The sequence below is a fragment of the Uliginosibacterium gangwonense DSM 18521 genome (assembly GCF_000373965.1).
Lineage (GTDB): Bacteria > Pseudomonadota > Gammaproteobacteria > Burkholderiales > Rhodocyclaceae > Uliginosibacterium > Uliginosibacterium gangwonense.
Genome location: NZ_KB892842.1, coordinates 81,844 through 96,701 on the forward strand (window position 1 = coordinate 81,844; position 14,858 = coordinate 96,701).

Annotated in this window: 11 protein-coding genes; 10 read left to right on the forward strand and 1 reads right to left on the reverse strand. The window is 52.2% G+C overall.

Features of this window, described 5'->3' with window-relative positions:
- The first annotated feature begins 4 nt into the window (after positions 1–4).
- The 9 genes from B145_RS0110670 (at position 5) to B145_RS0110715 (ending at position 9,081) form a co-directional block, all read left to right on the forward strand.
- Complete coding sequence (locus B145_RS0110670) at positions 5–490, forward strand: hypothetical protein (protein ID WP_018607261.1); 486 nt, start codon at positions 5–7, stop codon at positions 488–490.
- Positions 491–742: 252 nt separating this feature from the next.
- A complete protein-coding gene (locus B145_RS0110675; protein ID WP_018607262.1) occupies positions 743–2,017 on the forward strand; it encodes an OmpP1/FadL family transporter in 1,275 nt (424 codons plus the stop codon).
- 19 nt (positions 2,018–2,036) lie between these two features.
- Entirely contained in the window at positions 2,037–2,477 is a 441-nt protein-coding gene (locus B145_RS0110680; protein ID WP_018607263.1) for a YeeE/YedE family protein, read from the forward strand.
- Positions 2,474–2,908, forward strand: coding sequence for a DUF6691 family protein (locus B145_RS0110685; protein ID WP_018607264.1), 435 nt, complete (start codon positions 2,474–2,476; stop codon positions 2,906–2,908). Before B145_RS0110680 ends, B145_RS0110685 begins: the two co-directional genes overlap by 4 nt.
- Positions 2,909–3,510: 602 nt before the next feature.
- Positions 3,511–5,175, forward strand: coding sequence for an ABC transporter substrate-binding protein (locus B145_RS0110695; RefSeq protein WP_051082577.1), 1,665 nt, complete (start codon positions 3,511–3,513; stop codon positions 5,173–5,175).
- 47 nt (positions 5,176–5,222) lie between these two features.
- Positions 5,223–6,218 (forward strand): ABC transporter permease, encoded by a 996-nt coding sequence (locus B145_RS0110700; protein ID WP_211209807.1) that lies wholly within the window; start codon positions 5,223–5,225, stop codon positions 6,216–6,218.
- Positions 6,219–6,221: 3 nt separating this feature from the next.
- Entirely contained in the window at positions 6,222–7,139 is a 918-nt protein-coding gene (opp4C, locus tag B145_RS0110705; RefSeq protein ID WP_018607267.1) for an oligopeptide ABC transporter permease, read from the forward strand.
- Complete coding sequence (locus B145_RS0110710) at positions 7,136–8,116, forward strand: ABC transporter ATP-binding protein (RefSeq protein ID WP_018607268.1); 981 nt, start codon at positions 7,136–7,138, stop codon at positions 8,114–8,116. Before opp4C ends, B145_RS0110710 begins: the two co-directional genes overlap by 4 nt.
- Positions 8,113–9,081: an ABC transporter ATP-binding protein gene (locus B145_RS0110715; protein WP_018607269.1), complete on the forward strand. Its 969-nt coding sequence runs from the start codon at positions 8,113–8,115 to the stop codon at positions 9,079–9,081. Before B145_RS0110710 ends, B145_RS0110715 begins: the two co-directional genes overlap by 4 nt.
- A gap of 361 nt (positions 9,082–9,442) precedes the next feature.
- On the opposite strand, the gene B145_RS0110720 is transcribed toward B145_RS0110715, so the two are convergent.
- Positions 9,443–12,157 (reverse strand): TonB-dependent receptor plug domain-containing protein, encoded by a 2,715-nt coding sequence (locus B145_RS0110720; RefSeq protein WP_157288368.1) that lies wholly within the window; start codon positions 12,155–12,157, stop codon positions 9,443–9,445.
- A gap of 1,070 nt (positions 12,158–13,227) precedes the next feature.
- Between B145_RS0110720 and B145_RS0110730 the strand changes: the two genes are divergently transcribed.
- Positions 13,228–14,664, forward strand: coding sequence for an IS1182 family transposase (locus B145_RS0110730; protein ID WP_018605750.1), 1,437 nt, complete (start codon positions 13,228–13,230; stop codon positions 14,662–14,664).
- Positions 14,665–14,858 lie beyond the last annotated feature (194 nt).

The following is a 14,858-nucleotide window of genomic DNA, read 5'->3' on the forward strand; positions in this document are numbered from 1 at the left end:
AATAATGGCACCAGAATTTAAACAAGATTTCTTTTCAGCGCTCCATGGGCCTGACAGCGTCAAACTCATTGCAACAACTGACGAAACAGGTACTCCGCATCTCGAGGAAGTCCCCTCCCTCACGTTCGATGCAAATGGTTATATTGTTCTGCTTGAAGAAAATGAGTATTCACACACCAATCGTAATCTGGTTGGAAGTTTATGGTTCAATCGCAAGCTCAGCATTTATGTTCGGAATGGTGCAACCCACCAATTCCAGGCCATCGCCAAACCCTACAAGGTCTTCATTACCGGCCCGGTATTTGAAGAGCACTATCGGGCAATACGTGCAAAACGCCCCAATGCAAAACTCTCAGCCGTATGGCTACTGGAAGTCGTACACATCACCGATGAGAACTTCAAAACTCGGCAAGCACATGAGGACCTTGGCAGATTAGCGTTGATTCACCTCGATCAAATCGCCCGTAGCACCGCACCCACGCCATCGTAGGAGTTCAGCCTGTTGTACACCATGGCGCAGCCCGTTGCCAACTCGTTGAAGCTAGAGCCACACAAGACCCAATTGAATGTACGACAGATGGCCTGGGTGTAAAACCAGTAAAAGCGGATATATATTCACAATTTCGCTGGTCCTGCTTCTGTGCAGGGAACGTGTATATACATAGTACTAGAAATTTGTTTTCCGCTCTTTTGGCTGTTGATATTGTGTAATGATCCGTTGCCACAGAATAGGTCTTACCAGATGTCTTTCTTGCACAACTCTCGACGCCCACACCTGCATTTGGTTGCCCTGTTAACGCTGTTGACGCCGACACTGGCACAAGCAACCAACGGCTATTTCAGTAATGGCTATGGTGCAATTTCGCAGGGAATCGCTGGCATCGGTATTGCCTTGCCACTGGATGGGTTGGCCGCTGCTTCCAATCCTGCCGGTACTGCGCTGGTCGGAGATCGCACTGATCTTGGCATTGATCTGTTCCGTCCGAAACGCGAAGCCACAATCAGTGGCAATGGCTTTGGTGCAAACGGGAATTACGATGGCAACGGGAAAAAGAACTTTTTCATTCCGGACCTTGCCCTGACCAAGCAAATTTCATCAACCACCGGCCTCGGACTCGCTGTGTACGGCAATGGGGGCATGAACACCGATTACAAGACCAACCCCTATGGTGCGTTTGGCAGCACGGGGCATGCCGGTGTCAACCTCTCGCAGCTGTTCATTACGCCTTCGCTTGCTTACCGTGTGACGCCCAAGCACAGCGTTGGCTTGGCACTGAATGTGGCTTATCAACGCTTCAAGGCTTACGGCCTGAGTGCATTCGACAATCCCGTTTTTTCCTCCAGTCCAGGGAATGTCACGGATCGTGGGGCTGACTCTTCTACCGGCGTTGGTGTGCGCCTTGGTTATATTGGTGAAATCCTGCCGGATGTCACCCTGGGCCTTACCTGGGCTTCGCGCATTCGTACTGGCAAACTGGATAGGTACAAGGGGCTCTTCGCAAACGAAGGCGGCTTTGATGTGCCGGAAAATTATGGCATTGGCTTGAGCTACCGGCCTACCTCCTCGCTCACGCTGGCGCTTGAGGGGCAGCACATCAACTACAGTGACATCAATTCGATTGCCACGCCGCTTGCGGGCTTGCTCAGCGGCAACAAGCTTGGCTCGGCAAATGGTCCCGGCTTTGGCTGGAAGGACGTCACCGTGTGGCGTGTCGGCGCCAGCTACGATGTCAACAGCACGCTGACACTGCGGGCTGGTTATAGCCACAGTGATCAACCCATTCCGCAGGGCCAGACTTTCTTCAATATTCTGGCTCCGGCCACAGTACGTGATCACCTGACTTTTGGTGCAACCTGGAAGGCCAGTGCTTCCAACGAAATCAGCGCTTTCTATGCCCATGGTTTCCGCGAGACCGTTAAAGGCAGCGGTTCGATTCCGGCAGCCTTCGGCGGTGGCGAAGCGAATATCAGTTTGGAAGAGAACATTTTGGGTTTAAGCTGGGGGCACAAGTTCTGATCACCTCGCCTTGGCATTTATGCACATCACCCACTTTACCCCTCTCAATGCGTTGCTCGGTGGCGTACTGATCGGCATTGCCGCGAGTCTCCTGCTGTGGCTCAACGGGCGCATAGCAGGCATCAGCGGTATCGTCGGGCATGTTGTTATACCGTGGCCGCCCAAAGAAAGCGTCTGGCGCTTGAGTTTCCTGTTTGGTTTGGTCGCAGGCGCGGCAATCTACTATTTCTTCTGGGGTGGTGCGCCCTTGGCACGCACAGAGTTCCCCGGGTGGCTTCTGGCGTTGGGTGGGCTGCTTGTCGGCTTTGGCACCTCGCTGGGCAGTGGATGCACCAGCGGGCACGGCGTGTGCGGGCTCGGGCGTCGGTCTTTGCGATCACTGGTTGCAACGATCGTTTTCCTGGTGGTCGCAATCCTCACCACCTTCGTCGTCAGACACATCGGAGGAGTGTACTCATGAAACGGGTGCTGGCTGCATTCTTCCCCGGCATGATCTTTGGTTTTGGCCTTGCCGCTGCACAGATGACAAATCCCCTGAAGGTGCTCGGATTCCTCGATCTGGCTGGAGCATGGGACCCTAGCCTGCTGTTCGTTCTCGGCGGCGCCGTGGCGGTTACTTTGCTGGCTTTTCGTTTCATCCTGCGGCAGCCCACGCCGATCTTTGACAGCCGATTTTATCTGCCAGCATCACAAGGCATCGACCGCGCGTTGCTACTCGGTGCTGCGATATTTGGTGTTGGTTGGGGCATCAGCGGTTACTGCCCTGGTCCGGCCATTGCATCTCTTGCCGCCCCTACCAGCGAAACCTGGGTCTTTCTACCCGCCTTACTGGTTGGTACAGGCCTTCATCGCTGGCGGACTTTTCACTCACGTTCGCACACGCCAACCTAAGTGCCAAGAAAATCCTTGCTTAGCAGATGGTTCTGCATAGATCCCTGTGAACCGAACTTTACACAGAATAGAGTTGAGAAAAGCGTGTCTGGGCCGCGGTCAATCCACAGGCAAGACAAAATGCTGAAAAATATTACATAAAAATTCTTATATCATATTTAGGCAATACCTTGGCCGCATGGCTTTTGGGCAAAACTTGTGGTGTTTCGGATCTCTACGTCCGCCCGCCCCCCGAAGCCCCGATCAATCTCATCAGTGCGCAGCACACGTGTGGTGTCAGTGACACGTTTGCCGGCTACTGTTTGGGGTGGCGCAATACAGCGTGCGGTTGTCTTTGTCGAGGAGTACCCGCAAATACATCGCCGCGTCTTTTCAGAAGTCCGATATGGCGGCCCCAACAGCAAGCGTGCGCAACTGTTTGCTTTGCTGATCTGACAATTGCGACAGTGAAGCGCCTTGGGGGCTGAGGCACTCAGCGGCAAATCAGAAATAACAATACGGATATCGTATTAAATTATTAACTGATATGTGTACAACCCGTTTAGAGTTTACCTTTGATTGTGCAGCCCTAGCGGCATGCTACGATCCAGCAAGGAAACATCATGCCCCTCTCTATGCGCTTAGCGATAAAATTATTCATTCGTGTTTTAGTTTGTTCTCTTTCGGTTGTCTGTTGCGTACATGCAGAAACAATCCGCGCCCCAGATCCGAGTCAAATTCCCGCAGAGGCTAAAGCTCGAAAAAATACTCTGATTGCAACGATAGCAGCTCCACAAGGGGTGTTTAATCCATATTTGATTTCAAATGGATGGGACGAAAATGTCACCGCTGCTATTTTTGGCAATCTAGTTGGGCTAGACCGCCAGGGCAAACCGGTGTCAGATCAGGCTGAGTCATGGACGATCAGTCCAGATGGATTGGTGTACACATTCAAGCTTGCTAAAAATTTGAAATTCAGCGACGGTAGTCCGCTGACTGCCAGTGATGTGGCATTTACCCTGACGTTCTTGTATGACCCGGCTTACGACGGCGAAACCGATATTAGCTTGGCTCATATCAAGGGAGGTGATGCGTACAAAAAGGGAGCCGCTACCAGCATCAGTGGGATTGTAGTGATCAACCCGCAAACAATCCAAATTACCGTCACCGAACCAGGTGCGACGACGCTTACTCGGCTGGGTGGGCCAATACTATCTAAAGCGTATTACGGGAAAAATTACCAAAAGGGCAAACTCGAGTCGCTACGTGCCCTCAGTAACAAACCAATCGGTTCGGGACCTTATGTGTATGAAAATTTTGTTCCGGGGCAGGAGGTGCGCTTCAAGGCCAATCCCTACTATTTCAAAGGCAAACCTGCGATTGAAAACTTCATCTATCGCATAACCACTGACGCTACCCGCTTACAGTTGTTCCAAACAGGTGGAACTGATATTGAGAGCTTTCCCGTCAATAGTGACAATATCGAGCAGCTCAAAGAAATGGGTTTCGCTAATATACACGTCTATCCCTCTAGCGACTTTAGCCTAATCGATTTCAACCACAAAAAACCTTACCTAAAAGACGCACGTGTACGACAAGCGCTGATTTATGGACTTGATCGCAAGAAGCTGGTTGACCTGATTTATCAGGGCAATGGTAGCGTTGCCAATCTACCGATTGCACCATTGTCGTGGGCTTACAATCCATCAGGTGTCAATACGTTTCTATTTGATCCAGCCAAGGCACGCGCCCTGCTCGACCAAGCTGGATTCAAACCAGGGAAAGACGGAGTGCGCGAGAAAAATGGGCAGCGCCTGTCACTGACACTGCTCGCAACTAAGAGTCAATTCAATGATGCATTAATACCAATTGCAAAGGAAAGCTACAAAGCGATTGGTGTGGAGCTCAATGCTGAAATCTCTGACTTCAATGCCCTGCTCGCCAAACGTAAAGCTGGTAGTTTCGATCTGGCCACCTACCGCACCTCTGGGTTGAGCGACCCGCATGATGGGGTCAAAGATTTCCGTACTAACGAAAATAAATTTGGTTATGGCAATCCTAAGGTCGATGATCTGATCACAAAGGGCAACGAAACCAGCAATATCACGCAACGTAAAGAGATTTACCACCAGCTGTATCAGGTTTTGGCCAACGATCCTCCGTGCATTTTCCTTGCATATCGCAACATACTTTCGGCCAGTAATAGCCGCGTCACCAACTACCAGCCCAATATCTATCTTGGACTAACGGGCATCCTGCCAGAACTGAGGCTAACAGGCGCCAAATAGGGACTGGAAATATCCGTACAGATCAATGAAATAGGCCTCATTTTTTGATGTTGGCTGCAGATATAACCGGCCGAAAGTTTACAGCTATGCGTGCTTTTGTTTTGCGTCGGGTGCTGGCAGCGATACCACTGCTGTTGGGCGCTTCACTATTGATATTTCTGGTGTTTGCTTTTACGCCAGGCGATTTTATCGACGGTAATATAAACCTCACTGCACAGCGTGCGGCCGAGCTTAAAGCGCTATACGGGCTGGATCAGCCGTGGTGGCTGCGCTATCTGCACTGGCTGGAAAAATTACTGCACGGCGATCTGGGCTTTTCGATGCAGTATCAGATTCCGGTCACCGAATTGCTGGGTCAATATGTATTCAATTCTTTCCTGCTAGCATCGGTTTCGATGGTGCTGTACTGGGGAATTGCGCTCTTGACTGGAGTGCTGGCTGCTGTGCAGCCGTATTCGTTGTTTGATAGATTGCTAACACTGGCAGTATTTGCCGCGATGTCGTTTCCGGTATTTTTTCTTTGCCTGCTTTTGATCAAATGGGCAGCGGTCGATCTGGGCTGGCTGCCGGTAGGCGGCATGCTGGCCACCGGCAGCGACACCAGAGGCTGGGCATATGTGCATGAAGTCGCCATCCATATGGTTTTGCCTGTGATTACGCTGGTTATGCTACAGGCGGGCGGGTTGACGCGCTATTTTCGCGCCAGCATGTTTGAAGCGCTGGCGATGGATTTTGTGCGAACCGCACGCGCAAAGGGTCTCAAAGAACGTACGGTGATTTTCAAACATGCGTTGCGCAATGCCTTGCTGCCAATGATCGCACTAGCGGGCTTTGAGTTGCCTGCGCTTTTTTCCGGCGCGATTATCACCGAAAAACTCTTCAACTGGCCCGGTGTAGGGCATGTGCATATCGATACGCTGGCCGCGCGCGACTATCCGGTGCTGATGGCTTTTACGCTATTTTTGGCCGCACTGACCATTCTGGGCAATCTAATGGCCGATATTGTTTACGCCTGTGTCGATCCACGTATCCGTCTGAGGTAATAAATGCGTTTTTTCAGCTCCAAAATGCGCCAGCGACAAGATATCGCGTTGGCCGCAAGCCTGACGCCTATGCGGCAAGCCTTGCGGCGCCTCAGGCATAATCGTGCTGCGATGAGCGCCCTGATTTTTTTGCTGTTACTGATCGCAGTATGCCTTGCCGGGCCTTGGTTTTCGTCATGGCAACTTGATACAACTAATGCCTTGCAAAGCCGACAGGCTCCGAGCATGGATCATTGGCTAGGTACTGATTTTCTTGGCCGTGATGTGCTCACACGCTTGATGTACGCCGGGCGAATATCACTGACAGTGGGCCTGATTTCGGTGGTTCTTTCTGTCGCGCTGGGTTTTGTTGCGGGCGCGCTTTCTGGTTACTGCGGCGGCTGGATTGATAGCCTAATTATGCGGGTGGCCGATCTATTGATGACGATACCAAGCTTACCATTGCTGATTGCTCTGGGTGCGCTGTTGTCCGAGCTGAAGATCGAGCCTGAGATCCGCATCTATATGGTGATGCTGATGCTCAGTCTGATCGGCTGGCCGGGATTAGCACGTATGGTACGAGGTCAGATTCTGTCGCTGCGGGAACGTGATTTCATGCTGGCGACTGAAGTATTGGGTCTTTCACTGCGCCGTCGTCTGTTTGGCCATTTGCTACCCAATACTGTACCGATCTTGTTGGTGGTGGCCACCACTGGCGTCGCTGGTGCGATTCTTGGCGAAGCGTCGCTGAGCTATCTAGGGCTGGGAGTTGTGCCCCCCACACCGTCGTGGGGCAATATGATGGATAGTGCTAATAGCTTTATCGACTTCAAACGTCGCCCTTGGTTGTGGATGCCACCAGGTATGGCGATTTTCCTGACTGTCATAGCGATTAATGTACTCGGCGACGGCATGCGAGATGCGCTGGACCCCAAATCATGAACCAGCCATTGATTGAATTTGATCGTCTCAGTGTGGAAATCCACACCAAGGCGGGTATTGTGCGTGCTGCGCAGGATGTAAGTTTCAGTATATCCGCCGGACAAACCGTAGCACTAGTGGGCGAATCGGGTTGCGGTAAAAGTATCAGTGCTTTATCTCTAATGGGTTTGTTGCCTTCTGCGGCCAGAGTAGCCAGTGGTGAAATTCGCTATCAGGGGGCGCCATTAACCGGCCAGCCGCGCGAAACTTTGCGCCGTCTGCGGGGCAATGATCTGGCGATGATTTTTCAGGAACCGATGAGCGCACTCAACCCGGTCCTGACCATTGGCGAGCAGATTGTCGAGCCGCTGATCAAGCATCAGCGCCTGAGACCCAAAGCTGCGTGGGTCAAAGCGGTGGCCTTGCTCGATAAAGTCGGACTGGCGCGGCCAGATAAAATCGCCGAAAGCTATCCGCATGAATTATCAGGTGGCATGTTGCAACGTGCGATGATCGCAATGTCTATGTCATGCCAACCCAAACTGCTGATTGCTGACGAGCCGACCACTGCGTTGGACGTAACCATTTCGGCCCAAATTTTGGATTTGCTGCAAACCTTGCAAAAAAGCGAGCAAATGGCTCTGCTGCTAATCACACATGATCTGGGTGTGGTGGCGCAAATGGCCGATTTTGTCGTGGTGATGTACGCTGGACGCGTGGTCGAAAGCGGGCCTGTGCGTGCCATTTTCAAACACCCGCAACATCCGTATACCCAAGGGCTACTTGCTGCTCGTCCCGTTCCTGGTGCCCGCCTGGCTCGCTTGCCGTCAATTCGTGGTCAAGTGCCTAATCCGATGAATCTGCCTGAGTATTGCTCTTTTGCCGAGCGTTGTGATCAGGCGCAAGCTCAATGCAGACAAGGCCAGCCAGAGTATGTTTCTTTGGGAGCGATGCACCAGAGTGCGTGCTTTGTGGTTCAAAAAAGAGAGTTTGCATGAATCAAAATCAGGACATCCTGCTGGAAGTGCGTAATTTAGCCAAACACTTCTCGGCACGCGAAGGCGTGTTTGGCCGTAGCATTGTGCGTGCGGTCGATGGTGTCAGCTTTTGCATTCGGCGCGGCTCCAGCTTAGGGCTGGTCGGTGAGTCAGGCAGTGGCAAAACTACTGTGGGCCGAACGGTTCTGGGCTTGCATCGGCGCACTGCAGGAGAGGTTTTATTTAATAACATTGATATCCATGCCCTCAAGGCCGAACAATTGCGCACTTTGCGGCCTCACTTTCAGCTAGTGTTTCAAGACCCGATGGGCTCACTGAACCCGCGTGTGCGCGTAGGTGATGCAATTGGTGAAGCATTACTCGAACATAAGCGGGCTCGTGCAGACGATGTACGCGATAAAGTGCTCGAAGTGATGCAGATCTGCGGACTGGCCCCCGAGCATTATGCACGTTACCCACACGAATTTTCAGGTGGGCAGCGGCAGCGCATCGGGATTGCCCGCGCCATTGCCTTAAAGCCAGAGCTGATAGTGGCCGACGAGCCGGTATCTGCGCTCGATGTCTCCATTCAAGCGCAGATTATTAACTTGTTCTCCGACTTGAAGGAACATCAGGGGGTAACTTTTCTCTTTATCTCGCACGATCTGGCTGTGGTAGAGCACTTGTGCGACGATATTGCGGTGATGTATTTGGGGCAGATTGTCGAAATGGCAAGCAAGGAGCAGCTATTTAGCCAGCCGCGTCACCCTTACACGCAAGGCTTGCTCTCGGCTATTCCGATTGCAGACCCGGACCAACGCCGCAGTCGCATTATTTTGAAAGGCGAGCAACCAAATCCCGCAAACCCACCAACAGGCTGCCGCTTTCATCCCCGCTGTTCATTTGTGTCAGAGAAATGTGTGAAAACTGCACCTGAACTAAGAACTTTACCAGATGGGCATCAAGTTCGCTGCCATCTAGCCTAGTAGCTAACAAGTTCAGTTATAGAGCAAGATCGGAAGTTGGCAAAACTTACAGATCAGGCTGTAGCTGAATTCTTGAATTGGAGCACTTTGCTTCAGTAACAACCTTCAAAGTGCAGAAATTCAATGCCTGCCAAACCTCTTGATTGTCTCCTGTCCTCACATCTGGTCAGAGCGCTTACCCCCAAGCGATAAGGCATTCAACGCGCATCAATAATCAGCACGCTTCATCATTTCAATAATATATTTTTTGCATTTAAAAAGGCACAAGGCCCATCCCCTGCCCTGATGTGTGATGGCAGAAGATAGGCCTTGCGGTCTGCGGTAGGGCTTGCTCAGATGACAAGCCCTTGGCGGGAAGTACTTAACTGCCGAAGTGGCTTTCCAGTGTCAGCCAAGCTTGTCTGCCGTAGGGGTTGTAGTTGCCCACGGGGTAGAACGGCCAACCTCCGGAGCTATCCTTCTTAACCGTATCAAGTAAATTATTGACAATCACCGAGACGGCTGTTTGCTTGGTAAAACGATACGCCACGCTCAAGTTCGCCAGCGCCAACGGCGTGGTGTAGCCACTCTGATCGGCATTGGGTACCTTGCCATAGCGGGTCACGTCCAAAGTCGTTCCCCAGGGGCCATTAGCCCAAGTAAGGCTGGTAATCGTTTTGTTAGACCAATCCATATTGCTGAGCGAGCGCAATAGATCGGTTTCCGGATCGTTCGCAAACTGCCGATATTTGTGGGTCAGCACTCGGGTGTAGGCCACACGGAATTGGAAGCTACCCACTTGCGGGATGCTCCAGCGCAACTTGCCGCTGATATCGATACCAGAGGTACGCTCGCTGGCGGCGTTGATTGGATTGACAGCAATATTGGTGACGGCATCAGGATTATTCGGTGAATTAGACGGGTTACGCGTGATGCGGCTAATCGCATCAACGCATTCAGCGCTGTGAATGTCCTTGACTCCGCTGCGGCAGTCGGCCTCGGTGCGTAGCAGTACATCGGGATCAAGATTGGTGACCAGATCCTTGATCTTGATGTTCCAGTAGTCGATAGAGGCATCGTAGTTGGCCGAAGGAGCAAACACCAAGCCGTAGCCGAAGGATGTACCGTTCTCAGACTTCAGGTCCTTGCTGCCGACCTGTGTGTAGTTATAGCCAGGTGATACATTGGCATAATCACAATTGGAAAGCGGCTGCCCTGCTTTCTGGCAAAGGTAATAATCGGTAGACGACGAATAGTAGCCTCGGGTGGTGGCGGAATACACATAGTTCATGTCTGGCGCGCGAAAGCTGGTCGCATAGTTGCTACGCAACAACAGGGAGCGCGTCGGTCGGTATTCGAGACCAGTTCCGTAGGTGAATTTCCCGTCGCTGCGACCAGCAAAGGAATAATCGTCGTAGCGACCAGCCAGCGTGCCAGAAAGCTGCTTTGTGATAGGAACGGCCAACTCCACCCCGGCAGCAAAGCGGGAGCGATTGCCGCCTGCATTCTGCACAGGTTTCACATTATAGAAGACCCCCTCATTGAGTGCCGGATCGGGGTGTGTGCCATAGCCTTGCGAGCCCACTTCCAGTACGCCGGCGAGCTTCAGAGGGCCGCTCGGCAACTCGAACAGCTCACCCGTGCCAGATAGTGCCAGCGTTTGCGTCCAGGCACGGTCATGGCTGGTTGTCTGCCCCACCAAGCTGTCGAACTCCGCTGGGGTGAGACTGCGATTGAAGTTGGCGGTGTTAGGGTTGTAAATGCTAATGCCATCAGCATCGACACCAAGTTTGTCACCCAAGTAAAATTGATCAATGCTTGAGCGTAAGCGCGATACAGTATTCCTGCTCTCATACGCTGAAGCGCTGTAAGCTGCCTCATAATTCCAGGTCGAGCTGGGCACCTTGCCGCGCACGCCCAAGTTGACTGTGGCGGATTGATCGTTCCAGACCCGGTTAAAGCGCTCTGCACTTCCGATTTCCTCCGGCGCAAAGCGACGTGACCACACTTCGTAATGCCCCGTGCTCTGGTTCAGGAAATAACCAGCCCCTGCCGCGTCGGACGTCCATGTGGGGCCACGGGTATTGTTCTGCGTGGAATTGAAACCCACCATCAAATCTGCAAACAAAGTTGCGGCGTCCGACAACTCATAGTTCAGCCCGGCATAGGCATTCTGGCTGTCATTTTTGGTTTGCGTCGTCCAGTAGCTGGGGCTTGCCTTGCCACTAGCGCAATACACCCCGGATTTGCTCTTCCAGGGCCGCACGCTGCCATCGAAGTTACCGGCAAGCCCGCCGCAAACACTATCTGCTCCAACATATCGACCGGTATCGAGATCGCGGCGCGACCAAACCGAGGTTGGATTCGCCCCTTCGAGCGTGGTATCAGACATAAAGCCGCGCTGCCGACTCCAGATTGGATCGCGTCGGCTCAGCTCAAGCCCGAACACAGCTGAAAATTTATCGTAATTGGCTCCGCCTACCAGCTGCAGGCGTCCGTTGCCACCACCACCATGCTCTGTGCCACCAAGCTTGACATTCACATCAATACCGCTGAGCTGCTTTTTCAGCACGATATTGACCACACCGGCGATGGCGTCCGAGCCATAGATGGCCGAGGCACCACCATTAAGAATCTCAACGCGGTCAATCATCGCCGAGGGGATGTTGGCCAGGTTAACAAAGTTGACCGTCCCATCATATGCCACTGGATATTCCGACACCCGATGGCCATTGACCAAAACCAACGTGTGATTGGGCCCCAAACCACGCAGGCTGATGGTATTGGCTGCGGGGGTGAACGTGTTGCCAAAGTCCGCCCCCTGGGTGAAGCCTGTATTCTGCGTTTGTTGCGCCAGCGCGTCGAATACATTGGTATAACCCATCGATTCGAGCTCTTTGCCCGTCACCACCGTCACGCCGGTGGGGCCTTCCTTTTCTGTGCGTGGGATGCGCGAGCCGGTGACCACTACATTGGAAAGCTGCGTCGCCTGCGTGTCGCGCGAAGCATCTTCGGAATCGGCAGCGCGTGCATTGATCGCTGCGGACATTAGTGCAAGCGCGAGACATGACAAGCGCGCTGGGGGAACAGTAACCATGATCTGCCTTTCTTCCTCATACACAATACAAATTTGCCTACCTACTGGCCCGTAAAATGTCCAGGCGACGCTGCAGGAATCCTTACGGATATTAACAACCCAACAGCATGCTTAATTAGACGCAATCCGATTATGTATATACGCGAAGTGGCGGATACTCGTACCAATCACCCTGAATTGGTACGCAGCTCAGTACTTAATTAATTCCTAAAGCATATGATTTTCTCACGATAAATATAGTCGTCTAACCCCTCCCCCGCCCGGACTTGCGCTGGACGAAGGAGGGGTGATGCAGTTAGCCGTGAGGAGTGCTCAGGGCACAGCGCCGGTGCTCTTGTTGTATTCCGCGAATTTTCGGTTGTCTGCACTGCCGCACTGGATGCTGTAGGCGTTAATGGTGAAGAGCTTTTTTAGCTTTTTGAGATTTTTGAGTACTCGTACTCGGAAAACATCTGAGTTCGGAACTTTGATAATACATTCCATGAGTTAGGCCTGCTCGGTAAAATAATAGCCCAGCCAAATTTAAAGGGGCAAGGCTGTAGCTATGTAGAAAATTTCGCCTAACAATTCCTATATGGATTCCCCCGAAAATCAAAGCTGATTGATTTTTGTTTTTTCGGGGTAAATCACTTGCAGTCGTATATCCGCCACCTAGAGTAAGTTCAGTATGCCCCGTGTCGACATGGAATCTACTTACAAAGCGCCAATTAGCCAAGTAAGGTGTGCAAGCCTTTAGCTTTCACACCCCACGAAAGGAATGACCGCTTTCCAAAGCGCCGAACGTCCGAATTGGGTCGGCTGAGTCGGTCAGTCCCACCGAAAGCAGCCTTTCTGCACCATTGCCATCAAGTGGCCGCTGTTAGCTGCATTGCTGCCATTTTTTTGGTAACGACCGACTGTCGGCTTTGGCCGACGTCGTGCCGGTGAGCGGTCCGTTTGAACGACTGCCGTATTTTGTTACCTGCCCGCTAACCTGTAACCGTTGGAAGGGCCGGATTGGGTCCAGACTGTGTAAAAAGGCACAAAAACAGTCTATGCTTAGTGCATGATTCGTATTTGGGGGAGGGCTGATGAAGCGTTTCGTAGAAGGCGAGAGTCGAGGCCAATGCACGCTACTCCCAGAATGCCTCGACGATTACATCACAGAGAACAACCCTGTCCGTGTCGTTGATGTCTTTGTTGACGAACTGGATCTGGGCAAGCTCGACTTCGAGGGTGTAGCGCCTGCGGCAACAGGGCGGCCTGCCTACCACCCCGCAATACTTCTGAAGCTATACATCTACGGCTACCTCAACCGCATCCAGTCGAGCCGACGTCTTGAGAAAGAAAGCCAACGTAACGTTGAGTTGATGTGGCTGACTGGACGCCTCATGCCAGATTTCAAGACCATCGCCAATTTTCGCAAAGATAACGGCAAAGCCATCCGCAACGTCTGCCGACAATTCGTCTTGATTTGCCGGAATCTGAACTTGTTCACTGATGCCATGGTTGCAATTGATGGGAGCAAGTTCAAGGCCGTCAATAATCGTGACCGCAACTTCACGGTCGCCAAGATTGAGCGGCGCCGGCAGCAGATCGAAGAAAGCATCGCCCGCTACTTGTCCGCATTGGATACAGCGGATCGGGCCGAGCCTGAAATTGCCAAGGCCAAGACAGTACGACTCAACGATAAGATCGCGTTGCTGAAAGCACAAATGGAACAGCTTCGTGATATCGAAACGAAGTTGGAGGCTACGCCTGACAGGCAGATTTCTCTGACAGATCCAGATGCACGCTCTATGGCAACGAGCGGACGCGGTAGCGGCATGGTAGGCTACAACGTACAAACAGCCGTAGATACCAAGCATCACCTAATCGTGGCACACGAAGTCACCAATGTCGGGCATGACCGCAGCCAATTGTCGAACATGGCAACACAAGCGCTCGATGCCATCGGCACAGAGCGTCTAATCGTCGCTGCGGATCGCGGCTACTTCCGGGGCGAAGAAATTCGCGCCTGCGATCAGGTCGGCATTACAACCTACCTGCCCAAACCCATGACCTCTGGTGCTAAGGCAAATGGGAGATTCGATCGAGCTGATTTCATCTATGACGCGCAGAAGAACGAGTACCGCTGCCCTGCGGATCAAGCATTGATCTGGCGATATTCAACGACAGAAAAAGCAATGCTGGTGCATCGCTACTGGAGTTCGCACTGCCAGCAATGCACGCTCAAAGAACAATGCACACCTAGCCCCGAGCGCCGTATCACTCGCTGGGAACACGAGTCCGTGATTGAAGCCTTGCAGCGTCGCCTGGATCAGGCACCGGAAATGATGCGAGTACGGCGTCAAACGGTTGAACATCCATTTGGTACTTTGAAAGTCTGGATGGGATACACCCACTTTCTGACGAAAACGCTAGATCGAGTCAGCACAGAAATGAGCTTGCATGTACTTGCCTATAATATCAAACGCTTGATAGCGATTCTTGGTATCGAAGGTGTAATACAGGCTGTTAGGGGCTAAGGCCTTTTAATCAACTTACGCCTCGATATTCGGGCTTTAGCGTCTTGGAGTGAGCCATCAAACGGGATTCAAAGCCGGAATTCTTTGCGACCCGAAAGCGCTCTATCACCTGTCAAACGAGCAAGTATCGACCACCTTCGACAGCCTAAGCGGAAAATTTGTGTTTTTACACAATCTGGACCCGGTGCGGACGT